The sequence below is a fragment of the Isoptericola sp. NPDC057653 genome, from assembly GCF_042799955.1.
Classification (GTDB): Bacteria; Actinomycetota; Actinomycetes; order Actinomycetales; family Cellulomonadaceae; genus Isoptericola.
On sequence record NZ_JBHVHP010000004.1, the window covers coordinates 424049 to 447580 of the forward strand.

Genomic DNA, 23532 nt, shown 5'->3' on the forward strand with positions numbered 1-23532 from the left:
TCGGTGCGTGCGGGGTCAGCGGGGCGGGGTGCCGGGCTGGTCCCAGCCGCGGCGCGGCGCTCGCGACGACACGGACGCCTCGCGCGAGCGGTAGACCACGTACGGACGGAAGGGGTACTGCACGGGGGCGGAGAACGCGTGCACGAGCCGCGTGAACGGCCACAGGGCGAACAGCAGCATCGCCAGCGTGATGTGGACCTGGAACGCGGCGGGCACGCCCGCCATGAGCGCCGGCTCGGGCTGCAGGTACCAGAGCGACCGGAACCAGGGCGAGATGGTCTCCCGGTAGTCGTAGCCGTGCCCGGGGGACAGCAGCTGGGTCTGCACGGTCGCCCACGCGCCCGACAGGAGGGAGCCCGCGAGGAACACGTACATGGTCTTGTCCATGCGGGTGGTCGCGAGGAAGACGGGGCCGGTGGAGCGCCGGCGGTAGATGAGGATGAGCAGCCCGGCGACGGCGACGAGCGCCGCGAGCGAGCCCATCGACGTCGCCACGAAGTGGTACTGGGCCTCGGAGACGCCCACGGCCTCGGTCCACGTCTTCGGGATCACGAGGCCGAGGAAGTGCCCGAGGATCACGAACAGCAGCCCGAAGTGGAAGAGCGGGGAGCCGTACCGCAGCAGCCGCTTCTCGTACAGCTCGCTGGAGCGGGTGGTCCAGCCGAACTTGTCGTAGCGGTAGCGCCAGACCGACCCGACCACCAGCACGGCGAAGGTCACGTAGGGCACCACGACCCACAGGATGATCTGGTCGGCGGAAGCCTCCGTCAGGCCCATGGCAGGTCCCTTCCCTCGTCCCCGTGCCCGCTGTCCCCGTAGCCGCTCAGCCCGACCAGCTCGGCCGGCGGGCCCGCCGCCACGAGGTCGGCGACCCGCTCGGCGGTCGCGGCGTCGACGGGCGGCAGGGTGAGGCAGACGGCCTCGACCGCGGCCGTCCAGGGCGAGTGCTGGGCGGCGAGCGCGGAGCGCAGCACCTCGATGCCGTCCCGGTGGGCGGCCAGCAGCGCGCCGGCGATCCGGGCGCCGTCCGGGCCGCCGCGGGCGGACAGCTCGAGCACGGTGGGCAGGTAGTCCGGCAGCTCCTCGCCGGTGGTCTCGAACCCGGCCGCGCGGTACGCCTCGACGAAGCGGACCAGCGCGAGGCCGCGCCTCCGCGTGTCGCCGGCCGCGTAGTACGACAGGTACATCGCGCACCGGCGCTTGAGGTCGAACGTGGCGACGTAGTCGGCCTGCAGGGTGTCGGGGTCGCCGTCGAGCAGGGTCGTGGCCAGGCCCGCGAGCCGGTCGCGGACCGGCGCGGGCAGCCCCGCGACGGCGTCGCGGACGGTGCCGGCGGCCTCCCGGGTCGCGGCGTCCGGGTAGGCCAGCAGGAGCGAGGCGGCCATGTGCGCGACGGCGCGGTCGGCGTCGCGCAGCGGCACCGGGGCGAGCGGGTCGAGCCGCTTGGCGCGCACCCCCGGCCGGGGCAGGAAGGCGAGGATCATCGCTGGTCCCCCTGCTGGTCCCCTCGCCGGCCGTCGGGCCGGCCCGGTTCGTCCCCGGGCGGGAACAGCCCCGACGGGCGGCCGTTGCCGTCCCAGTTGAGGAGGTTGACGCGCCCGGGGGTCGACGGCCCGTAGGGGGAGTCCGCCGTCTGGCGGGCGGCCAGGGCGTGGAAGTTCTCCACGGCCACGGGCACGGACTGGCCCGACGACGAGCCGAACGGCCCGGCTCCGCCCATGCCGGGCCCGCCCTCGAAGTCGAGCGAGCAGGCCATCTCCTCCAGCTCGCGCGCCACCTCGGTGTGCGCGGTGGGGATGACGTACCGCTCCTCGTACTTCGCGATGGCCAGCAGCCGGTACATCTCCTGCACCTGGCTGCCGGTCATGCCGACGGCGGCGGCGTTCTCCTCGGGGAACTCCCGGCCCAGGTTGACCTCGCGCATGCCGGAGCGCATGGCGGCGAGCTTGCGCAGCACCCGTTCGACGGGCCCGGTGTCGCCCGCGGTGAACAGCCCCGCGAGGTACTCCAGCGGGATCCGCAGCTGGGAGATCGCGGCGAACAGGGTGCGTCCGTCCTCGCCGTCGTTGCCGGAGCTGGCGACCACGTCGACCACGGGCGACAGCGGCGGGATGTACCAGACCATCGGCAGCGTCCGGTACTCCGGGTGCAGGGGCAGCGCCACCTCGTAGTCGTGGATGAGCTTCCAGATGGGGGAGCGCTGCGCGGCGTCGATCCAGTCGTCCGGGATGCCCTCGCGCCGCGCCGCGGCGATCACCTCGGGGTCGTCCGGGTCGAGGAAGACGGAGCGCTGGGCGGCCAGGAGGTCGTGCTCGTCCTCGATGGCGGCGGCCGCGCCGACCTTGTCCGCGTCGTACAGCACGAGGCCGAGGTAGCGCAGGCGGCCCACGCAGGTCTCGGAGCAGACGGTGGGCAGCCCGACCTCGATGCGCGGGTAGCACAGCGTGCACTTCTCGGCCTTGCCGGTCTTGTGGTTGAAGTAGACCTTCTTGTACGGGCAGCCGGTGACGCACATGCGCCAGCCGCGGCACTGGTCCTGGTCCACCAGCACGATGCCGTCCTCCACCCGCTTGTACATCGCGCCCGACGGGCAGGAGGCGACGCACGACGGGTTGAGGCAGTGCTCGCAGATGCGCGGCAGGTAGAACATGAACGTCTGCTCGAGCTCCTCGGCGACGTGCTCGCTCATGTGCTTGAGGATCGGGTCGTCCTGCATGGTCGCCGTGGAGCCGCCGAGGTCGTCGTCCCAGTTGGCCGACCACTGGATGCTCATGTCGTCGCCGGTGAGCAGCGACTTCGGCTTCGCCACCGGGGTGTTCGGGCCCTGCGGCGCGTTGAGCAGCATGTCGTACTCGTAGGTCCACGGCTCGTAGTAGTCGTGGATCGACGGCAGCTTCGGGTTGTGGAAGATCGACGCGAGCTTCTTGGCCCGGCCGCCCGCGCGGAGCTTGAGCTTGCCTCGCTTGGTGCGCACCCAGCCGCCCTGCCAGGTCTCCTGGTCCTCGTAGGTGCGGGGGTAGCCGAGGCCCGGGCGGGTCTCGACGTTGTTGAACCAGACGTACTCGGTGCCGGTGCGGTTCGTCCACGCCTGCTTGCAGGTGACCGAGCAGGTGTGGCAGCCGATGCACTTGTCGAGGTTCATCACCATCGACATCTGCGCCATGACCTTCACGAGTAACGCACCTCCTGGGAACGGCGCCGGATGACGGTCACCTCGTCGCGCTGGTTGCCGGTGGGGCCGAGGTAGTTGAACGCGAAGGTGAACTGCCCGTACCCGCCGGCCAGGTGGGTGGGCTTGAGCAGGATCCGCGTCAGGGAGTTGTGGATGCCGCCGCGCAGCCCGGACGTCTCGGAGAGCGGCACGTCGACGGTGCGGTCGGTGGCGTGGTGCATGTACACGGTGCCCTCGGGCATGCGGTGGGAGACGACGGCGCGGGCGACCACGACGCCGTTGCGGTTCACGGCCTCGATCCACTCGTTGTCCTTGACGCCGATCTTCTCGGCGTCCTGCGGGCTCATCCACACGTTGGGGCCGCCGCGCGAGAGCGACAGCATGAACAGGTTGTCCTGGTACTCCGAGTGGATCGACCACTTGGAATGCGGCGTCAGGTACCGCACGGCGACCGCGACCTGGTCGGCGCTGCCGCCCGTGCTGGTGCCGTCCGCGGTGCTGCCCGGCACGGGGGAGTCGCCGTACAGGCGGTGCAGGTCCAGCGGCGGCCGGTAGACGGGCAGCTGCTCGCCGAGCTCGATCATCCAGTCGTGGTCGAGGTAGAAGTGCTGGCGCCCGGTGAGGGTGTGCCAGGGCTTGAGCCGCTCCACGTTGATCGCGAAGGCCGTGTACCGGCGCCCGCCGTGCTCCGACCCGGACCACTCCGGCGACGTCACGACCGGCGTCGGGCGCGACTGCACGTCGGGGAACGTGACGCGCTTGGCCTGCTCGTCCATCGCGAGGTCGGCGAGCCGCTGCCCGGTGCGCTTCTCCAGGTCCTGGAAGCCCTGCACGGCCAGGCGGCCGTTGGTGGTGCCCGACAGCGCGAGGATCGTCTCGCACGCGTGCGTGTCCTGGTCCAGGCGCGGGCGGCCCGCGGTGGGGCCGTCCGGCACGAGGCCGTTGCGCTCCCCGAGGCGCCGCACCTCCTCGTCCGGCCGGAAGGTCACCCCCTTGGTGACCATGCCCTTGGTCTCCGCGAGCGGGCCGAGGGCGGCCATCCGCGCGGCGAACGCGGGGTAGTCGCGCCGCACCACCTGCAGCCGAGGCATGGTCACGCCGGGCACGAGCTCGCGCTCGGTGACGGGCGACCCCGCGTCGGTGAGGGTGCCGTGGGGCACCGCCAGCTCGTCGGGGGTGTCGTGCAGCAGCGGCGTCGCGACCAGGTCCTCGCGCACCCCGAGGTGGGTCCCGGCCAGCTCGGACACCCGGCGCGCCAGCGTGTGGAAGGTGTCGAAGTCGGTGCGCGTCTGCCACGGCGGGGCGATCGCCGGGTTGAACGAGTGCACGAACGGGTGCATGTCCGTGCTCGACAGGTCGTGCTTCTCGTACCAGGTGGCCGCCGGCAGCACGACGTCGGAGTACAGGGTGGTGCTGGTCATGCGGAAGTCCATCGTGACCAGCAGGTCGAGCTTGCCGCGGGGCGCCTCGTCGCGCCACGTCATCGAGCGCGGGCGGCGGTCGGGCCCGCTCTCCTCCGCGAACACCGCGGAGTCCGTGCCCAGCAGGTGCTTGAGGAAGTACTCGTTGCCCTTGCCGGAGGAGCCGAGGATGTTGGCCCGCCACACCGTGAGCACGCGCGGGAAGTTCGCCGGGTCGTCCGGGTCCTCGCAGGCGAACCGCAGCCGGCCCGACCGGAGCTCGTCCACGACGTGCGCCTCGGGCTCCTTGCCCGCCGCGCGCGCCTCGTCGACCAGGTCCAGCGGGTTGCGGTCGAAGGTCGGGTAGCTCGGCATCCAGCCGCGCTGCGCCGACTCGACCAGCGAGTCCGCGGTCGTGCGGCCCTTGAGCCGTCCGGGGGCCAGGGGCGAGGAGAGCGCGTCGGCCGGCATCCCGTCGTACCGCCACTGGTCCGTGGCGAGGTAGAACCAGCCCGTGCCGATCATCTGGCGCGGCGGGCGCACCCAGTCCAGGCCGCCCGCGTACTGCGCCCACCCCGTGATCGGCCGGCACTTCTCCTGGCCCACGTAGTGCGCCCACCCGCCGCCGTTGACCCCTTGGCAGCCCGTGATCGTCGTGAGGGTGAGGAACGCGCGGTAGATCGTGTCGGAGTGGAACCAGTGGTTCGCGCCGGCGCCCATGATGATCATCGAGCGGCCGTCGGAGTCCTCCGCGTTCTGCGCGAACTCCCGCCCGATCTGCGCGGCGTCCGCGGCCCGCACGCCCGTGATCTCCTCCTGCCACGCCGGGGTGCCGGGGCCGGCGGCGTCGTCGTAACCCGTGGGCCACTCGCCCGGCAGCCCCAGGTCCCGCCGCTCGACGCCGTACTGCGCCAGCAGCAGGTCGAAGACGGTCGTCACCAGGTGCCCGCCCACGCGGCGCGTCGGCACCCCGCGGGTCAGCACGCCCGCGCCGCCGAGGTGGGCGGCGTGCGCCGCCGCGTCGCTCGCCGGGTCGCCGGAGGCGTCGGGGACGACGTCGAACCGGGGCAGCAGCACCGCCGCGGTGCCCCGCTCGTCGGGGCCGCCGCCCTGGTCCGCCCAGCCGGGCGCGTCCGCCACCGACAGCAGCGGGTCGACGTCCCCCAGGTCGAGGTTCCACCTCCCCTCGCCCGCCTCGCCGTACCGGTCGGCGAGCGTGCCGTTCGGTGCGACGAGGGCGCCGTCGGCGTCGAGCAGCAGGGTGCGGAAGTGCGCGTTCGCCGCCGTCGACGCGCCCGGCAGGGTCGCGTCGTCCACGTCGGCCGCGGTGAGGAACTTGCCGGGCACGTACGCGCCGTCGCGCTCCTCCAGGCGCACCAGGAAGGGCGCGTCGGCGTACCGCTTGAGGTAGTCCGCGAACCGCGGGGTGCGCCGGTCCACGAGGAACTCGCGCATGATGACGTGCCCCATCGCCAGGGCCAGCGCGCCGTCCGTGCCCGGCTGCGGGGCCAGCCACTGGTCGGCGAACTTCGTGTTGTCCGCGTAGTCGGGGGAGACCGACACGACCTTGGTGCCGCGGTAGCGCGACTCTGCCATGAAGTGCGCGTCCGGGGTGCGGGTCACCGGGATGTTCGAGCCCCACATGATGAGGTAGGACGAGTTCCACCAGTCCGCCGACTCCGGCACGTCCGTCTGGTCGCCGAAGACCTGCGGGGACGCGACCGGCAGGTCCGCGTACCAGTCGTAGAACGACAGCATCGTGCCGCCCAGCATCTGCACGAACCGCGCCCCGACGCCGTGCGACACCATCGACATCGCCGGGATGGGGGAGAAGCCCGCGATCCGGTCGGGGCCGTGCGCCTTGATCGTGTGGACGTGCGCCGCCGCGACGATCTCCGCCGCCTCGTCCCACGTGGCCCGCACCAGGCCGCCCTTGCCGCGCGCCGACTTGTACGCCCGCGCGGTCGCCGGGTCGGAGGTCAGCCGCTCCCAGGCGAGCACCGGGTCCCCGCCGACGGCCGCCTTCGCGTCGCGGTACGCCTGCAGCAGCACGCCGCGCACGTACGGGTACCGCACCCGCGTGGGCGAGTAGGTGTACCAGGAGAACGCCGCGCCGCGGGGGCAGCCCCGCGGCTCGTACTCCGGGGAGTCGGGCCCGACGGACGGGTAGTCCGTCTGCTGCGTCTCCCAGGTGATGATGCCGTCCTTGACGTACACCTTCCACGAGCAGGAGCCCGTGCAGTTCACGCCGTGCGTCGAGCGCACCACCTTGTCGTGCGACCAGCGGTCCCGGTAGAAGACGTCGCCCTCACGCCCGCCCTTGAGGAACAGCTGGCGCAGGTCGTCCGACACCTCCCCCTTGCGCAGGTGCTTGCCGAGCCGCAGCAGCGCGTCGGCCGCCCCGGTCGGTGGTGCCGACCCGACGTCGACGTTGACGGGCGGGCGGGTGGTCGACATGCGCACTCCTGGGGCTGGGGTACCGAAGAGTCACTGCTTCGCATCATGGGCCCGGACCTGGGGCAGCGCATGTCGAGGCACCCGCCGGAGCACCCGCCGGTCAGGACTTGCCGGGCACCCGCTTCTTCTCGGTGCACACCGCCCCGGACCCGTCGGACGTGCACGTCTGGATGTACACGGTCTGCCCCTCGTCGTACGACAGGTTCACCTCGCGATAGGTGTTGTCGCCCTTCGAGTAGAAGACGGCGGGCCCGCTGCCGCCGACCCAGAGCCTGACGACCGACCTGCGGTCGTTGTCGTGGTAGTCCCAGATCGACAGGACCTCGCCGTAGGCGCGGAACCGGCCGTGGACGTACTCGTCGCTGGTGGTCTTGTACGCCATCTCGGCCACGGAGACGCCGCCGGCGTCCTCGGGGTCGTTCCAGGCGTAGTAGTCGTAGCCCCAGCCGGACTGCGCGGCCGCCTCGGCGGGTGCGGCCCCGGCCGCGCCGCCCACCATCCCCACGGCGGCGACGGAGAGCGCCGCGGCCGCTGCTGTCATCGTGCGAAGTCGCATGGTTCCTCCTCAGGAGACGCCCTTCTCCCGCTGGGGAGTGCAGACGGCGTTCACGGACGTCGACGTGCAGGCCTGCAGGTACACCCGCTGGCCCTCGTCGTAGGACAGGTTGAACTCCTTCTTCGTGCCGTCGCCCGAGGCGTAGAAGACGGCAGGACCGCTGCCGCCGACCCAGAGCTTGACGATCGCCTTGCGGCCGTTGGGGTGGTGGTCCCAGACCGTCAGGTGCTCGCCCTTGGCCTCGAACATGCCCATGACGTACTGGGACGTCCCGTTCTTGATGGCCTGCTCGTAGACGCTGACGCCGCCGACGTCGCCGTCGTTCCCCCAGGCGTCCGTGTCCATGGACCAGCCGGCGGCCGCGGTGGAGCGTTCCGTCGTGGCCTGCCCGGCCGGGTCCGGCGCGGGTGCGGCGGTGGCGGCGGGGGCGAGCAGGGCCGCTCCGGCCGTGACGAGCGCGGCGGCCGTGGCCGCCGTCGTGGTGCGGAGTCGCATGATCATCCCTTCCTCAGGACCGGCCCCGGTGGGTGCCGGACGAGCACTGGGCGTTCGGCGACGTCGACGTGCAGACCTGGATCTTCACGGTCTGGCCCTCGTCGTAGGAGAGGTTGAACCTCGTCTCCGTGTCGTCGCCCCTGGCGTAGAAGACCGCCGGGCCGCTCGTGCCGACCCAGAGCTTGACGATCGCCTTGCGGTCGTTGTCGTGGTGGTCCCAGATCGTGAGGTGCTCCCCGTTCGCGATGAACTGCGCCATCACGTCCTCGCCGGTGGAGGACTTGGACGTCTTCTCGTAGACCGAGATGCCGCCCTTGTCGTTCGGGTCGTTCCAGGAGGCGCCCGAGTCGTGCCAGGTGGCGGCCGCGGCCCTCGGGGACGTGACCGGCGTCGTGGCGGGAGCGGCCGCAGCCGCCGTCGTGCTCAGCAGGCCGAGGCCCGCCGCGCCGACCGCCGCGGCGGCCAGCGTCGTTCTCGTGCGGTGTCTCATGGTTCCCCTCCGTGGTGTGGTGGTCGCCGCCGTGCGACGGCCGACGCCCCACCGTGCCGACCGCCGCTTTCCTCGTTCTTCCCTCGCGCTTCCCTCCGGCTTTCTCGCCGGCGCCGCGTACTTTTCGTCGCCCCGATCACCTCTTGAGGGGAGTGGGCGCCCCGGGGCGGCCCGCCGGGAGGAGGGGGAGACGATGCGCTTCGAGGTGCTGGGACCGGTGCGCGTGACGCGCGAGGACGACGTCGCGCCCGTCTCCGGAGCCGTGCGCCTCGGCCTCCTGGGGCTGCTGCTCGCGCACGCCAACGCCCCGGTGCCGGCGGAGACGCTGCTCGACGCGCTGTGGGACACGGCGGACGCTCCCGACCCGCAGCGGCTGCACCTGACCGTGCACCGCCTGCGCCGCGCCCTGGGCGAGCCCGGGCGGCTGGTGCTGGGCCCCGGCGGCTACGTGCTGCGGGTGGCGCCGGACGAGCTGGACGCACAGCTCTTCGACGACGCCCTGGAGCAGGCCGAGCGCACCCAGGACCCGTGCCGGCGGGCGCCCCTCCTGCGCGGCGCGCTGCGGCTGTGGCGCGGCGAGGCCTACCAGGGGTTGGACCTGTGCCCCCTGGCCGGGGACGCCGAGCGGCTCACGGAGCGCCGGGACGCGGCGTGCGAACAGCTCTACGCCGCCGAGCTCGACTGCGGCCGGCACGAGACCGCCGTCGCGGACCTCGCGGCCCTGGTGCGCCGGCACCCCCTGCGCGAGCACCTGCACGCCCTGCTCATGACGGCGCTCTGCCGCAGCGGGCGGCAGGCGGACGCGCTCGCGGTCTACCGGACGGTCCGGCGCACGCTGGTCGACGAGCTCGGCGTGGAACCCGGGCCCGAGCTGCGCGACCTCGAGCGACGCATCCTCGCGGGCGGGGACGACCTGGTGCCGCGCGTCCACGCGGCCGGCTCCCGGCCGGTCACCCCGGTGCACTGAGGCTCACAGGCCGTCCGCGCGGCCTGTGCGTTCGTGCTCACGCGCATTTCACGCCTCGACGCCCGGCCGCGAAACACCCCGTGCCTAGCGTCGGGTGCACCGGCGCGACGACGAGCCGGCGGCTCGTCCCGTCCGCCCGGCACCCGCCCGGCGGGCTCGACCGCCCGGCGTCGGCGTCGGGCCCGCGCACAGGAGGACACGCGATGGTGGCTCCGACGACGGCTGCACCGACCCCGACCGGCGCGCCCCCGGCGCCCGCCCCGGGCGCCCACTCCCGCCCGGGCCGCTGGATCGACGACTGGCGCCCGGAGGACCCGGCGTTCTGGGCCGGCGGCGGCCGGCGCGTCGCGCGGCGCAACCTCGTGCTGTCCGTGTTCGCGGAGCTCCTCGGCTTCTGCGTGTGGGCGCTCTGGTCGATCGTCGTGCCGCAGCTGCCCGCCGCCGGCTTCGACCTCACCACCGACCAGATGTTCTGGCTCATCGCCGTGCCGGCCCTGGTGGGCGCGACGCTGCGCATCCCGTACACGCTCGCCGTGCCGGTGTTCGGCGGCCGCACCTGGACGGTCGTCTCGGCGTCGCTGCTGCTGATCCCCACCCTGTCGCTCGCGTTCGTCGTGCAGCGGCCGGAGACGTCGTTCGGCACGCTCGTGGCCGTCGCGGCGCTCGCGGGCCTCGGCGGCGGCAACTTCGCGTCGTCGATGGCGAACATCTCGTTCTTCTTCCCCGAGCGGGAGAAGGGCGCGGCGCTGGGCTGGAACGCCGCGGGCGGCAACCTCGGCACCGCGGTGGTGCAGCTCGTGGTCCCGCTCGTCGTCGTCACGGGCGCGGGGATCGCGCTCGAGCGTGCCGGCCTGGTCTTCGTGCCGTTCGTCGTGCTGGCGGCATTCCTCGCCTGGCGGTTCATGGACAACCTGTCGGCGGCGAAGGCCGACCCCCGCTCCTTCGTGGTGGCCGTGCGCGAGCCGCACACCTGGGTGATCGCGTTCCTGTACATCGGGACGTTCGGGTCGTTCATCGGGTTCTCCGGCGCCTTCCCGACGCTGCTGGCCGGCCAGTTCCCGGAGGTGAGCGTGTCGCTGGCGTTCCTCGGCGCGCTCGTCGGGTCCGTGGCCCGGCCGCTCGGCGGCATCCTCGCGGACCGCGTGGGCGGGGCCCTCGTGACGGTCGGCTGCTACGTCGTGATGATCGCCGGCGCCGTGGGCGCCATCACCGCGCTCGGCAGCCACCGGTTCGGCCTCTTCTTCGCGTCGTTCCTCGTGCTGTTCGTCGCGACCGGGGTGGGCAACGGGTCCGTGTACCGGATGATCCCGGCCGCCTTCCGTGTCGCCGGCGCCGGCCGCGACGCCACCGCCAGGGCGCGCGCCGCCGCCGGCTGCATCGGGATCGCCGGGGCCGTGGGGGCGTTCGGCGGGTTCCTCGTGCCCCGCGGCTTCGCCGTCTCGACGTCGATGACCGGGTCCCTGGTCGCGGCGCTGTGGGTGTTCGTCGGGGCGTACGCGGTGATGGCGGTCGTGACCTGGGCCGTGTACGCGCGGCGGGGGACGGCCATGCGGGCGGCGCGGGTATGACGGCGGTCGCGACGCACTGCCCGTACTGCGCGCTGCAGTGCGGCACGGACCTCGCGCCCACCCCGACGGGCTCGGCGTCTCCCGTCGCCGTGACGCCGCGCCGGTTCCCGACCAACGGCGGCGGGCTGTGCCAGAAGGGCTGGACCGCCGCCGCCGTGCTGCGCGCGCCGGACCGGCTCACGACGCCCCTGGTGCGCGGGGCGGACGGCGCGCTCGCCCCCGCGTCGTGGGACGACGCGCTCGACCTCGTCGCCGGGCGGCTCGCGGCGCTGGCGGCCGACGACGGGCCGGGGGCGGTCGCGGTCTTCGGCGGCGGGGGCCTGACCAACGAGAAGGCGTACACGCTCGGCAAGTTCGCGCGCGCCGTGCTGCGTACCCCGCACATCGACTACAACGGCCGCTTCTGCATGTCGTCGGCGGCGGCCGCCGGGAACCGGGCGTTCGGCCTCGACCGCGGCCTGCCGTTCCCCGTGACCGACCTCGCCGGGGCCGACGCGATCCTGCTGCTCGGCTCCAACGTGGCCGAGACGATGCCGCCGTTCGTGCAGCACCTCGCGGGGGCGCGCGCGGCGGGCGGCCTGGTGGTCGTCGACCCGCGGCGCTCGGCCACCGCGCGGCTCGCCGAGCCGGGCGAGGGGGTGCACCTGCAGCCCGTGCCCGGCACGGACCTGGTGGTGCTGCTGGCCCTGCTGCACGTCCTGCTCGCCGAGCGCCTCGTGGACCGGGGCTACCTCGACGAGCGCACGACCGGGGCCGACGACGTCGCCCGGTCGGTCGCGGCGTGGTGGCCGGAGCGGGCGGAGACGGTCTGCGGCGTGCCGGCCGAGGAGCTGCGTCGCGTGGCGCGCCTGCTGGCCGCGGCGTCGCCGGCGCGCGGCGGGCGGGGCGCCTACGTGCTCACGGGGCGCGGCGTCGAGCAGTCCGCGCAGGGCACGGCCACCGTGACCGCGGCGATCAACCTCGCCCTCGCCCTCGGCCTCGTCGGGCGGCCGGGATCGGGGTACGGCTGCCTCACCGGGCAGGGCAACGGGCAGGGCGGGCGCGAGCACGGGCAGAAGTGCGACCAGCTGCCCGGCTACCGCAGGATCGACGACCCGGCGGCCCGCGCGCACGTCGCGGGCGTGTGGGGCGTCGACCCCGGCACGCTGCCCGGGCCCGGCCGTCCCGCCGTCGCGCTGCTCGCGTCGCTCGGCACCCCGGGCGGTCCGCGCGCCCTGCTCGTGCACGGGTCGAACGTCGTCGTGTCCGCGCCCGACGTCGACCGGGTCCGCGAGCGGCTGGCCGCCCTCGACCTGCTGGTGGTGTGCGACGTCGTGCCGTCCGAGACGGCGCTGCTGGCCGACGTCGTGCTGCCCACCACCCAGTGGGCCGAGGAGGAGGGCACGATGACGAACCTCGAGGGCCGCGTCATCCGCCGCCGGCGCGCCGTCGACCCGCCGGGCGAGGCCCGCTCCGAGCTGTGGATCCTGGCCGAGCTGGCCCGCCGGCTCGGCTCGGGAGTGGCGTTCCCCACCGCGCCCGACGCGGTCTTCGACGAGCTGGCGCGCGCGTCCGCGGGCGGCGTCGCCGACTACTCCGGCCTCAGCCACGCCCGCCTCGACGCGCACGAGGCCGCCGGCGGCGCCGGGCTGTACTGGCCCTGCCCCGCCGCCCCCGTCGCCGGCGCGCGGGGGGAGCACCCCGGGACGCCGCGCGTGTTCCTCGACGCGTTCGCGACGCCGGACGGGCGGGCACGGATGGTGGCGGTGGACCACGCCGGCCCCGTCGACGACGTCCGCCCGGACGCGCCGACCTACCTCGTCACCGGGCGCGTGCTGCAGCACTACCAGTCCGGCGCGCAGACCCACCGCGTGCCCGAGCTGGAGCGGCTGGTGCCCGAGCCGTACGCCGAGCTGCACCCGCTGCTCGCCACGCGGGTCGGCGTCGGGGACGGAGCGCTGGTGCGGCTCGCGTCGTCGCGCGGCACCGTCGAACTCATCGCGCGCTGGACCGACGCCGTCCGCCCCGACACCGTCTTCGTGCCGTTCCACTGGGGCGGCGCCCACAGCGTCAACCGCCTCACGACCGACGCCGTCGACCCGGTCTCCGCCATGCCCGAGTTCAAGGTCTGTGCGGTGTCCGTGACGGCGGTCGACGCCCGAGACGTCGCCGGGGTGGTGGTGCCCGCATGAGCCAGGAACCCTTGCGCGTGCCGCGCCGCGTGGTCGTCGTGGGGCACGGGATGGTCGGCGCGCGCCTGGCCGACGAGCTCGCCCGGCGCGACGCGGACGGCGCCCTCGACGTCACCGTCCTCGGCGCGGAGCCCTACGAGCCGTACAACCGGGTGCTGTTGTCCGACGTGGTCGCGGGCCGCACGGACGTGGCCGCGATCGCCCTGCCGGCGGCCGACGACGGGCGCGCGCTCGTCCGGCGCGGCACGGCGGCCGTCGCCGTCGACCGGGACGCGCGCGTGGTGCTCGCCGACGACGGCGGCCGCCACCCCTACGACGACCTGGTGCTCGCCACGGGCGCCGCCGCCCGCCTGCCCGACGTGCCCGGGCTGGGCACCGACCCCGGCGCGCTGCCCGCCGGCGTGCACGCCCTGCGCACGCTCGACGACGCCCGCGAGATCGTCGCCGCCACGGTGAACGCGCCGCGCGCGGTGGTGGTGGGCGGCGGGGTGCTGGGCGTGGAGGTGGCCCTCGGGCTGGCCGGCCGCGGCCTGTCGACCACGCTCGTGCACGGTGCGGGCGCCCCGATGGACCGACAGCTCGACGACGAGGCCGGCGCCGTGCTGCGGGCCGCGCTCGAGGCGGCGGGGGTGGTGGTGCGCACCGGCGTGCGGCCCCGCGAGGTGCTGGTCGTGGGCGGGCGCGCCGTCGGGGTGCGGCTGGCCGGTGCGGTCCGGGATGCGGTCCGGGACCCGGGGGAGACGCTCGGCGCCGGGCTGGTGGTCCTCGCGTGCGGCACAGCGCCGGAGACGACGCTCGCGCGGCGGGCCGGTCTCGCCGTCGACCGGGGCGTCGTCGTCGGGCCGGACCTGGCGAGCGTCACCGACCCGCGCGTGTTCGCGGTCGGCGACTGCGCGCAGCCGCCCGAGGGCTCCCGCGGGCTCGTCGCCGAGGGCTGGGACCAGGCCCGCCGGTTGGCCGAGGCGCTGGTGGCCGCCGCGGCCGAGCCGCGCCCCGCCCCCGCGGCGGCCGAGGCGCGGGAGCACCTGCGCCTGCCGTCGGACGGCGCGGGGCCGTCGATGGCGGTGCGGCTGGGCACGCTGCTGTCCTCCCGCGCGCCGGGTGCGGTGGCAGGCCCGGCCGCCGTCGACACGCGCGGCACCGACGTCGTCAAGGTGAAGGCGGGCCCGCTGAGCGTGGTCGCGATGGGCCGCTGCGGCTCCGGGCGGGCCACCGCGCCGGGGGAGCGGGTGGTGCGGCTCGGCGACCCGGCCGCGGGGCGCTACGTCGAGGCCGTCGTGGCCGGCGGGTTGCTCGTCGGCGCCACGTGCGTCGGCGACGCGCGCGTGGCCGCCGACCTCACCGCCGCCTACACCCGCCGCACGCCGGTGCCCGCGGACCCCGCGTTCCTGCTGCTCACGCCCGTCGCGCCCGCCGTGGCGCCGGCGTCCAGCCCCGAGCACATGCCCGACGACGCGACCGTCTGCCGGTGCAACGGCGTCACCAAGCACGACGTCGCGGCGTGCGTCGCGGAGGGCGCCGCGACCGCGGACGACGTCGTGCGCGCGACCCGCGCGACGACCGGGTGCGGCAGCTGTCGCGACGCCGTGTGCGGGCTGGTGGACTGGCTGGTCGCCGCGCGTCAGGTGGCGGAGGAGGTCCACTCCAGCGTGTAGCGGAAGAACAGGCGCCGCCGGAACCGCGCGCCGGGCAGCACGCGCCGGGCGGTCTCGCGGACCTCGCCGTACGTCTCGCGCGCGTCGCGCACGGGCACGACCGGCCGGCCGTCGGTGCCGGGCGTGACGTCGGCCCGCCGCGGGTGCCTGACCATGCCGACCACGGGGTTGGCGAACGACGAGACCAGGTCGACGGCGAGGTCGCGCGGCGCGCCGATCCGCGCCAGCCCGACCACCAGCAGCCGCCCGCCCGGTGCGAGGACCCCGGCGGCGTGCCGCAGCGCGGGCTCGAGGTCCATGTGGTGCAGGGAAGCGACCATCGTCACGACGTCGAACGAGCCGTCGGCGGGGACGTCCTCGAACCGGGCGTGGCGGGTCGTGACCCCCGGGTCGCCGGCGAACCGGGCGGCGGTGGCCGCGGCCATCGCGGCGTCGGCGTCGAGGCCGACCACCGTGGTGCCGGCGCGCCGCAGGCGGTGCACGAGGGTGCCGGTGCCGCACCCGACGTCCAGCGCGCGCCGCCGCCGGCGCGGCAGCCGCCGCAGGACCCAGCCGTGGAAGTGGTCGTTGTGGTTCCACGGGTGCCGCGCGTTGACGCGGCCGAGCCAGCGGCCGCCGGCACGGACCAGGGAGCTCGTCGTCGTGCGGGGATCGAACGGTGACCGGGGCATGGGCAGCGAGGGTAGCGTCACGGCCATGCCGGACCGCGGGAACGCCCACCTCATGCTGCTGTGCGGGCCCGCCGGGGCGGGCAAATCGACGCACGCGCGGCGGTACGGCGCGGCCGGGTACGCGGTGGCGTCCGTCGACGAGCTCGCGTGGGCGGCAGGGCACCCGGCCGTGCACCCTCTGCCCGACGACGCGGCCCGGCGGGTGGCGGACGCGCTGCGCTCCCGCGTCGAGGGGCTGCTCGCGCGGGGCCGCGACGTCGTCGTGGACTCGTCGTTCTGGTCGCGCGCGTCGCGGGACGACTACCGGGCCCTCGGCGCCGCGCACGGTGCCGACGTCCTGGTCGTCTACGTCGACACCCCGCGCGACGTGGCGCTCGCGCGGGTGGCCGCCCGCGCCGCCGCACATCCGCACGACGTCGTCCTGACGCCGGAGGTCGCCGCCGCCTTCCACGACGGCTTCGAGGTCCCGACCCCGGACGAGGGCCCGCTCCAGGTCGTCCCCGGCGCCTGACCCCCGGGCGGACGGTCCTCTCGCCGGGCGTGTGTCGTGCGTGAGGCAGATGTTCCCGTGAGGTAACCGGGGGCTGACGGCGGCGACACGCCGCCTTTCTACCGTCGGGTCATGAGCAGCGAGCCCCCCACCCCAGGCAGCACCCGGCGGCACGTCGTCGTCGTCGGCGGCGGCATGGTCGCCCAGCGCTTCGTCGAGGCGCTGCGGGCCCGGGACGCCGCCGGCGCCTGGCGGGTGACGGTCTTCGCCGAGGAGCCGCGCACGCCGTACGACCGCGTGGGCCTGACCCGCTACTTCGAGGTGCGCGACGCCGAGGAGCTCACCCTCGGCGACCCGGCGCTGTGGGACGACCCCCTGGTCGACCTGCGCCGCGACTGCGCGGTCACGTCGATCGACCGCGCGGCGCGCACCGTCACCGACCGGCTGGGCCGGGTGCACGCCTACGACGAGCTCGTGCTCGCCACGGGATCCAGCGCCGCGATGCCGCCGATCGACGGCAACGACCTGCCCGGCGTGTTCGTGTACCGCACCATCGACGACGTCGCCGCCCTGCGCGGATGGGTCGAGGCCAAGCGGGAGGCCGGCCGCGTCGAGACGCGCGGCGGGGTGGTCGAGCGCCCGGTGCGCGGCGCGGTGGTCGGCGGCGGCCTGCTGGGCCTGGAGGCCGCGGGCGCGCTCAGGGCGCTCGGCGCGCAGGCCACGGTGATCCAGTTCGGCACGCACCTCATGGACGTGCAGATCGACCTGGGCGGCGGCCACGCGCTCAAGCGGCTCATCAACGACAAGGGCATCTCCGTCCGCACGGACACCGCGACGACGGCGATCCGCCCGCACCGGCGCACCGGGCACGTGGGCCGGATGGAGTTCGCGGACGGCGGCCGCCTCGACGTCGACGTGCTCGTCATGGCCACGGGCGTGCGGCCGCGCGACGAGCTCGCCCGCGCCGCCGGGCTGGAGGTCGGGCCGCGCGGCGGCGCCGTCGTCGACCTGGCCTGCCGCACGGCGGACGAGCACGTGTGGGCGATCGGCGAGGTCGCGTGCATCGAGGGCCGCTGCCTCGGCCTGGTGGCGCCCGGCAACACGATGGCGGAGGTCGTGGCGGACCGGCTGCTGGGCGGCGAGGCCACGTTCCCCGGCGCGGACACGGCCACGAAGCTCAAGCTCTCGGGCGTCGACGTCGCGAGCTTCGGCGACGCGCACGGCCGCACCGAGAAGTCCGTGGAGATCGTCTGGGCCGACCCGCTGCGGGGCGTCTACAGCAAGCTCGTCATGGCCGACGACGCGCGCACCCTGCTGGGCGGCGTCTTCGTCGGCGACGCCACGCCCTACGCCTCGCTGCGGCCGATGCTGGGCGCCGAGCTCCCCGGCGACCCGAGCGCGTTCCTGCTGCCCGAGGGCGGCGGGGCCCCCGCCCTCGAGCTTCCCGACGACGCGAACGTCTGCTCCTGCAACAGCGTCTCCGCGGGCACGATCCGCGGCGCGGTCACCGACCACGCGTGCACCGACGTTGCGGGCGTCAAGGCGTGCACCCGGGCCGGCACGACGTGCGGGGCCTGCCTGCCCCTGGTCACCAAGCTCACCAGGACCGAGCTCGCGAAGGCCGGCGTCGCGGTCAGCAACGCGCTGTGCGAGCACTTCGACCTCTCCCGCGCCCAGCTCTTCGACGCCGTGCGCGTGGCCGACCTGCACACGTTCAGCGAGGTCGTCGCCCGCTTCGGCCGCGTGCCCGACGGCGCGACGGACGCCGGCCGCGGCTGCGACATCTGCCGGCCCACCGTCGCGTCGGTCCTCGCGAGCCTCGGCAACGGGCACATCCTCGCGGGCGAGCAGGCCGCCCTGCAGGACACCAACGACCACCTGCTCGCGAACCTCCAGAAGGACGGGAGCTACTCCGTGGTCCCGCGGATGCCGGGCGGCGAGGTGACCCCCGAGGGGCTCATCGTCGTCGGGCAGGTGGCGAAGGACTTCGGCCTCTACACGAAGATCACCGGCGGCCAGCGGATCGACATGTTCGGCGCCCGCGCGGACCAGCTCCCGGAGATCTGGCGGCGGCTCGTGGACGCAGGGTTCGAGTCCGGGCACGCGTACGGCAAGTCGCTGCGCACGGTGAAGTCCTGCGTCGGGTCCACGTGGTGCCGGTACGGCGTGCAGGACTCGGTGGGCATGGCCGTCGAGCTGGAGCTGCGCTACCGCGGCCTGCGCTCGCCGCACAAGCTCAAGCTGGGCGTCTCCGGCTGCGCCCGCGAGTGCGCCGAGGCGCGGGGCAAGGACGTCGGCGTCATCGCCACCGAGAAGGGGTGGAACGTCTACGTGGGCGGCAACGGCGGGCAGACGCCGCGGCACGCGCAGCTCCTCGCCGAGGACCTGACCTCCGACGAGCTCGTCCGCACGATCGACCGCTTCCTCATGCTGTACGTCCGCACGGCCGACCGGCTGCAGCGCACCGCCCCCTGGGTGGAGGAGTACGAGGGCGGCCTCGAGGCGATCCGGCGGGTCGTGGTGGAGGACTCCCTCGGCATCGGGGCGGACCTCGACGCCGCGATGGCGCGGCACGTCGAGGGGTACGAGGACGAGTGGCGGGCCGTGCTGGACGACCCGGAGAAGCTGGCGCGCTTCGGCTCGTTCGTCAACGCGCCGACGACGCCGGACCCGGCGCTCGCGTACGTGCCCGAGCGCGGGCAGAAGCGGCCCGCCACCGCGGACGAGGTCCGCTCCGGACTCGCCGACCCCGGCCTCGTCCCCGCCCTCAGCAGCCCCGTCCTCGTCGCCGGCCCCACCCTGGAGGTGCGCGCATGACCGCCCTGACCCCCGTCCCGGCCGTGGTTCCCGGCCCGCCGTCCGTCGTCGACGGCCCCGGCTGGACCGCCGTCTGCCCGCTGGCCGCGCTGGCCCCCGAGCGGGGGGCCGCCGCCCTGGTCACCGGCTCCGACGGCGAGGAGCTGCAGGTCGCGCTGTTCCGCCTGCTCGACGGCACGGTGTGCGCCGTGCAGCAGCTCGACCCGTACTCGGGCGCGCACGTCATGGCGCGCGGCATCGTCGGCACGCGCGGCGGCACGCCCACGGTGGCGTCGCCGGTGTACAAGCAGGTCTTCGAACTGCACACCGGGCGCTGCCTCGACGCGGCGGGCAAGGAGCCGCGGGCCGGGCTGGCGGCCGACCTCGCGTCGTACCCGGTGGTCGTCACCGGCGGCGTCGTGCACGTGGGGATCGGATGACGACGGACCGCCCCGCCACCGGGCGCGTCACCCTCGTCGGTGCCGGTCCGGGCGCCGCGGACCTGCTCACCTACCGCGCGTGGCGCGCGCTGGCCACGGCCGACGTCGTGGTCACCGACCGGCTGGTGCCGCGCGAGGTGCTCGACGACCTGGACCCGCGGGTCGAGGTCGTCGACGTCGGCAAGACCCCCGGCCGGCACACGCTGCCGCAGTCGGAGATCGACGCGCTCCTCCTCGCGCGGGCGCTCGCGGGGCAGCGCGTGGTGCGGCTCAAGGGCGGCGACCCGTTCGTCTTCGGGCGGGGCGGCGAGGAGGTCGCGGCCTGCCGGGCCGCCGGGGTGCCGGTCGAGGTGGTGCCCGGGGTGTCGTCCGCGCTCGCGGCGCCCGCCCTGGCCGGGGTGCCGCTCACGCACCGGGGCACGACGACGGCGTTCCACGTCGTCACCGGTCACACGCGCGACGGAGCCCTGGCCGGCGAGGCGGTGCTCGACGACGTGTCGGTGGCCTGCGTGACGTCCCGCGCGGCGACGCTCGTCGTCCTGATGGGGGTGGCCGCGCTGCCCGCGATCGTCGCCCGGCTGCTGGACGCGGGTGCCGCGCCGGGCACGCCCGTCGCTATCGTGGAGCGAGGTTCGCTGCCCGACCAGCGGGTCACGCGGGCCGCCCTCGACCTCGCCGCCAAGCGCGCCGAGGAGGTCGGGGTCCGCGCCCCGGCCGTGGTCGTGATCGGCGACGTGGCGGACGAGCAGCTGCTGGAGGTCATGGGTGACGCAGGAGAGGCCGCAGGACGGGCAGGTGGCTGAGGCCGCCGCGCCGCATCAGCCCAGGCCCGCGCTGGGCCAGGTGATGGCCGGCTGCACCGTGCTGGTCACCGCCGACCGCCGGTCGGGGGAGCTGGCCGCCGCGCTGGAGCGCCGCGGGGCCGCCGTCCGGCACGCGCCCGCGCTGAGCATGATCCCGCACGTGGACGACGACGCGCTGATCGCCGCCACCCGCGCGCTCGTCGCCGACCCGCCCGACGTCGTGGTCGCGACCACCGGCGTCGGCTTCCGCGCCTGGATCGAGGCGGCCGACGCCCACGGGCTGGCCGACGACCTGCTCGTCGTCCTCGGCCGCTCGCGGCTCGTCGCGCGCGGGCCGAAGGCGCGGGGCGCCATCCAGGCGGCGGGCCTGCAGGCCGACTGGGTCGCGGAGTCCGAGACGTCGGCCGAGGTCGCCGAGGTACTGCTCAGCGAGGGCGTGGGCGGCCTGCACGTCGCGATCCAGCACCACGGCGCGGGCGCCGACGGGCTGGACGTCGTGTTCGAGAAGGCGGGTGCGCGGGTGTCCGCGCTGGTCGTGTACCGCTGGGGCCCGCCGCCCGACCTGGCCGCCGTCGAGGCGTCGGTGCGCGCCGCGGCGGCGGGGGAGATCGACGCGGTCGCGTTCACGTCCGCGCCCGGCGCCGAGGCGTGGCTGCGCGCGGTCGAGGCGCAGGACCTGCGCGACGACGTCGTGGCCCGCTTCGTAGACGGGTCGATGGTGGCGGCCGCCGTCGGGCCGGTGACGGCGCGGCCCCTGGAGGCGCGGGGCGTCCCCACCCTCCAGCCCGAGCGCGGCCGGCTCGGCGCCCTGGTGCGCACGATCGTCGGGCACTACGAGCACCTGGAGTCCGTGGCGCTGGCCACGGTCGCCGGGCCGCTCGTCATCCGCGCCCGCGTCGCCGTCCTGGACCAGCAGGTGCTGCCCCTGTCGCCCACCGGCGTCGAGGTGCTGCGGCTGCTCGCCTCGGCGGGCGGGGACGTCGTGCCGCGCGAGCGCGTGCTCGACGTGCTGCCCGGCACGTCCCGCGACCCGCACGCGGTCGAGGTCGCCGTGGCCCGCCTGCGCGAGGCGACCGGGCGGCGCGACCTGGTCAAGACCGTCGTCAAGCGCGGCTACCGGCTGGAGCTCGCACCCCTGGCGTAGGCGCTGACCAAGGCCCGATGGGCAGTTCTCCCCGTGGTGCATCAGGGGCCCCTCTCGTTACTCTCTTCGTGGCGACAGAGGGTGAGAACCGGTGGCTGACCTGCGGGGGGACCTGGACGTGATCGTGCACAAGGTCGAGGCGAGAGCGTGAGGCCGTCGGACTGGTCGCCGGTGGGTCTGGACTCGGACCCGACGCCGGGGGATCCGGTGCTGGTGCTGGCGGGCGGTCAGGACTATCTGGAGGTCGCGGGGTCGATCGACGACGCCGCGGGTGCGATGTCGCGGTTGGACGTGGCGGGCACGGTCTCCCAGGCGGTGGACGCGTTGATGGAGACCAAGGAGGACACGGTCTCGGAGATCCGGCGCGCGCATTCGCGGTACCAGGCCACGGGTGAGGCGTTGGTGGACTACGCCCGCACCCTGGACCGGGTGCAGTCCGAGACCCTGGCCGCGTTGGAGAAGGCCAGGTCGGCGAAGGATGCGGCGGACTCCGCGGCCGGGTCGCGGGACCGGTACCAGGACCTCGCGGACACGGCGACGGACGCAGAACAGAAGCGGGAGTATCAGCAGCAGGCGGATGCCGCGGGCGGGAACGCGGACGACGCGAACGGTCAGGCCGCCGCGGCCCGTTCGGACATCGAGGGGTCGGTCTCGGACCGGGACCGGGCCGCCAGCGATGCGGTGTCCCGGATCGAGGACATCACCTCCGGTGATGACCTGAACGACTCGTGGTGGGACGACTGGGGCTCGAAGGTCGTGGCCGCGATCGCGGACATCGCGGACATGATCTCCACGATCGCCGGGTTGCTCGCGATCGTGGTCGCGTTCATCCCCGTGGTCGGGACGGCGCTGGCGGGGGTGTTGATCGTGGTCGCCGCGGTCGCGGCCATCGTGTCCGCGCTGGCGAACATCACCCTCGCGGCGACCGGGCAACGGTCGTGGGCGGAGGCGGGGATCGCGATCGCGGGCGCGGCCCTGTCGGTGATCGGTCTGGGTGGGGCCGCGAAGGCCGCGACCGGGCTGTCGAAGGCCGCGTTCAAGCAGGGCTTCAAGCAGGGCATGAAGTCCGGCGCGAAGAAGGCGTGGTGCAAGGTCGGGTTCGGCACCTGCTTCACCGCCGGCACCCTGGTCCGCACCGTCGACGGCGACAAGCCCATCGAAGAGATCCGGGCCGGGGACAAGGTCTACGCCCACGACCTGGCCACCGGGGCCGACGAGCTGCAGCTCGTCATGGAGACCTTCGTCCGCACCACCACCACGCTGTTCCACCTGACCATCGCCGGGCACACCGTCACGACCACGGACGAGCACCCGTTCATGGTCGCCAACATGGGCTGGATCCTCGTCCGCGACCTGCAGCCCGGCGACATCCTGGTGACGCCTGACGGGACGGTCACCCTGGACCGGATCGACATCGAGCACCGCGACCCCGCCGACCCGGTCACCGTCTACAACGTCCACGTCGAGACTCACCACAACTACTACGTCCTGGCCGGCGACCTGCCCGTCCTGGTCCACAACGCCGCCGGGCACGGCGGTATCCCCGAGGCCGACCGGATCGCGGACGCTGCGGACATCGCGGCAGGGCACGCTGGGTCGAAGCACGCCGGCGACTTCCCCGGCATGTCGGTCGACGACCTCACCCGTCACACGTCGAGCGTCATGTCGGACCCTGCACGAGCGAAGGACCTGTCTCGGCTCCGCCGGGCGTACCAGGGCAAGGACGGCTCGACGATCGTCATCCACGACCCGATGCACGAGGACGTGGGTACCGTGTTCCGGCGCGATCCGACCTCTATAGACGACTACTGGGAGAACAACCTCACATGACGGCTCTGCACGACCAGCGCCCGAGCAGCCTGCTCGACCCGCACGAGATCGCGCTCCTGTCGCGAGCGTTGGTCGAGTGGGGCGGTCCTGCTCACGCCAGCGACCTCCTCGCGCAAGGGATGGGGTTCGCCGATGGCCGCACGCTGGTGCAGCGGTGCGCCGCGCTCGGTGCGGAGCTGAAGCAGGACGTCCCTCTCGAGGCGGCGGACTGGGCGCGAGTCCTCCTCGCCGTGGAGATCGTCTTCGCCAGCGACCTCGTCGGCTCCGGGACGGACTGGCGCACCACGACCGGCATGGACGACGACGATACGATCCGGCTCCTGCGCACGATCCAGCGCAAGCTCGGTCGGGTCGTCCGCCCCTTCTACGGCACGACGCCCGGGTCGCCCTCCTGACCACCGGGCCGCGCGCAGGAAGGACCGACGTC

At 74.7% G+C, this 23532-nt stretch carries 19 protein-coding genes; 11 read left to right on the forward strand and 8 right to left on the reverse strand.

What is annotated here, in order from left to right:
- Window positions 1–15: 15 nt before the first annotated feature.
- From narI to ACFU9A_RS21400, 7 genes are all read right to left on the reverse strand, one after another.
- Window positions 16–777 carry a respiratory nitrate reductase subunit gamma gene (gene narI / locus ACFU9A_RS21370; protein ID WP_430577314.1) on the reverse strand — a complete coding sequence of 254 codons (762 nt, stop codon included), beginning with the start codon at window positions 775–777 and terminating at the stop codon, window positions 16–18.
- Window positions 768–1484 (reverse strand): nitrate reductase molybdenum cofactor assembly chaperone, encoded by a 717-nt coding sequence (gene narJ, locus ACFU9A_RS21375; protein ID WP_430577315.1) that lies wholly within the window; start codon window positions 1482–1484, stop codon window positions 768–770. Before narJ ends, narI begins: the two co-directional genes overlap by 10 nt.
- A complete protein-coding gene (gene narH, locus ACFU9A_RS21380; protein ID WP_430577316.1) occupies window positions 1481–3172 on the reverse strand; it encodes a nitrate reductase subunit beta in 1692 nt (563 codons plus the stop codon). The genes narJ and narH overlap by 4 nt, the downstream gene beginning before the upstream one ends.
- Window positions 3169–7029: a nitrate reductase subunit alpha gene (locus tag ACFU9A_RS21385; RefSeq protein WP_430577317.1), complete on the reverse strand. Its 3861-nt coding sequence runs from the start codon at window positions 7027–7029 to the stop codon at window positions 3169–3171. The genes narH and ACFU9A_RS21385 overlap by 4 nt, the downstream gene beginning before the upstream one ends.
- 100 nt (window positions 7030–7129) lie before the next feature.
- The gene (locus tag ACFU9A_RS21390) at window positions 7130–7585 is read right to left on the reverse strand and encodes a hypothetical protein (protein WP_430577318.1); all 456 of its coding nucleotides are present in this window, start codon (window positions 7583–7585) and stop codon (window positions 7130–7132) included.
- A gap of 9 nt (window positions 7586–7594) precedes the next feature.
- Window positions 7595–8080, reverse strand: coding sequence for a hypothetical protein (locus ACFU9A_RS21395; RefSeq protein ID WP_430577319.1), 486 nt, complete (start codon window positions 8078–8080; stop codon window positions 7595–7597).
- Between the two features lie 13 nt (window positions 8081–8093).
- Window positions 8094–8570: a hypothetical protein gene (locus tag ACFU9A_RS21400; protein WP_430577320.1), complete on the reverse strand. Its 477-nt coding sequence runs from the start codon at window positions 8568–8570 to the stop codon at window positions 8094–8096.
- A gap of 193 nt (window positions 8571–8763) precedes the next feature.
- Between ACFU9A_RS21400 and ACFU9A_RS21405 the strand changes: the two genes are divergently transcribed.
- From ACFU9A_RS21405 to ACFU9A_RS21420, 4 genes are all read left to right on the forward strand, one after another.
- Entirely contained in the window at window positions 8764–9537 is a 774-nt protein-coding gene (locus ACFU9A_RS21405; RefSeq protein WP_430577321.1) for a BTAD domain-containing putative transcriptional regulator, read from the forward strand.
- 203 nt (window positions 9538–9740) lie between these two features.
- On the forward strand, window positions 9741–11105 hold the full coding sequence (locus tag ACFU9A_RS21410) for an MFS transporter (protein WP_430577322.1): 1365 nt from the start codon (window positions 9741–9743) through the stop codon (window positions 11103–11105).
- On the forward strand, window positions 11102–13276 hold the full coding sequence (locus tag ACFU9A_RS21415) for a molybdopterin oxidoreductase family protein (protein ID WP_430577323.1): 2175 nt from the start codon (window positions 11102–11104) through the stop codon (window positions 13274–13276). The genes ACFU9A_RS21410 and ACFU9A_RS21415 overlap by 4 nt, the downstream gene beginning before the upstream one ends.
- On the forward strand, window positions 13273–14931 hold the full coding sequence (locus tag ACFU9A_RS21420) for an FAD-dependent oxidoreductase (RefSeq protein ID WP_430577324.1): 1659 nt from the start codon (window positions 13273–13275) through the stop codon (window positions 14929–14931). Before ACFU9A_RS21415 ends, ACFU9A_RS21420 begins: the two co-directional genes overlap by 4 nt.
- Here ACFU9A_RS21420 and ACFU9A_RS21425 read toward each other — a convergent pair.
- Window positions 14898–15602 carry a class I SAM-dependent methyltransferase gene (locus tag ACFU9A_RS21425; protein WP_430577325.1) on the reverse strand — a complete coding sequence of 235 codons (705 nt, stop codon included), beginning with the start codon at window positions 15600–15602 and terminating at the stop codon, window positions 14898–14900. The two genes, ACFU9A_RS21420 and ACFU9A_RS21425, sit on opposite strands and share 34 nt — an antisense overlap.
- Before the next feature lie 25 nt (window positions 15603–15627).
- On the opposite strand from ACFU9A_RS21425, the gene ACFU9A_RS21430 reads away from it, so the two are divergent.
- The 7 genes from ACFU9A_RS21430 (at window position 15628) to ACFU9A_RS21460 (ending at window position 23500) form a co-directional block, all read left to right on the forward strand.
- A complete protein-coding gene (locus ACFU9A_RS21430; protein ID WP_430577326.1) occupies window positions 15628–16113 on the forward strand; it encodes an AAA family ATPase in 486 nt (161 codons plus the stop codon).
- Window positions 16114–16224: 111 nt separating this feature from the next.
- Window positions 16225–18909 (forward strand): nitrite reductase large subunit NirB, encoded by a 2685-nt coding sequence (gene nirB / locus ACFU9A_RS21435; RefSeq protein ID WP_430577327.1) that lies wholly within the window; start codon window positions 16225–16227, stop codon window positions 18907–18909.
- Complete coding sequence (locus ACFU9A_RS21440; RefSeq protein ID WP_430577328.1) at window positions 18906–19328, forward strand: nitrite reductase (NAD(P)H) small subunit; 423 nt, start codon at window positions 18906–18908, stop codon at window positions 19326–19328. The genes nirB and ACFU9A_RS21440 overlap by 4 nt, the downstream gene beginning before the upstream one ends.
- Window positions 19325–20131: a uroporphyrinogen-III C-methyltransferase gene (cobA, locus tag ACFU9A_RS21445; protein WP_430577329.1), complete on the forward strand. Its 807-nt coding sequence runs from the start codon at window positions 19325–19327 to the stop codon at window positions 20129–20131. Before ACFU9A_RS21440 ends, cobA begins: the two co-directional genes overlap by 4 nt.
- A gap of 43 nt (window positions 20132–20174) precedes the next feature.
- The gene (locus ACFU9A_RS21450; protein WP_430577388.1) at window positions 20175–21275 is read left to right on the forward strand and encodes a uroporphyrinogen-III synthase; all 1101 of its coding nucleotides are present in this window, start codon (window positions 20175–20177) and stop codon (window positions 21273–21275) included.
- A gap of 147 nt (window positions 21276–21422) precedes the next feature.
- Window positions 21423–23105, forward strand: a complete 1683-nt coding sequence (locus ACFU9A_RS21455; protein ID WP_430577330.1) for a polymorphic toxin-type HINT domain-containing protein — start codon at window positions 21423–21425, stop codon at window positions 23103–23105.
- Window positions 23102–23500: a hypothetical protein gene (locus ACFU9A_RS21460; protein WP_430577331.1), complete on the forward strand. Its 399-nt coding sequence runs from the start codon at window positions 23102–23104 to the stop codon at window positions 23498–23500. The genes ACFU9A_RS21455 and ACFU9A_RS21460 overlap by 4 nt, the downstream gene beginning before the upstream one ends.
- The last annotated feature ends 32 nt before the right edge of the window (window positions 23501–23532 follow it).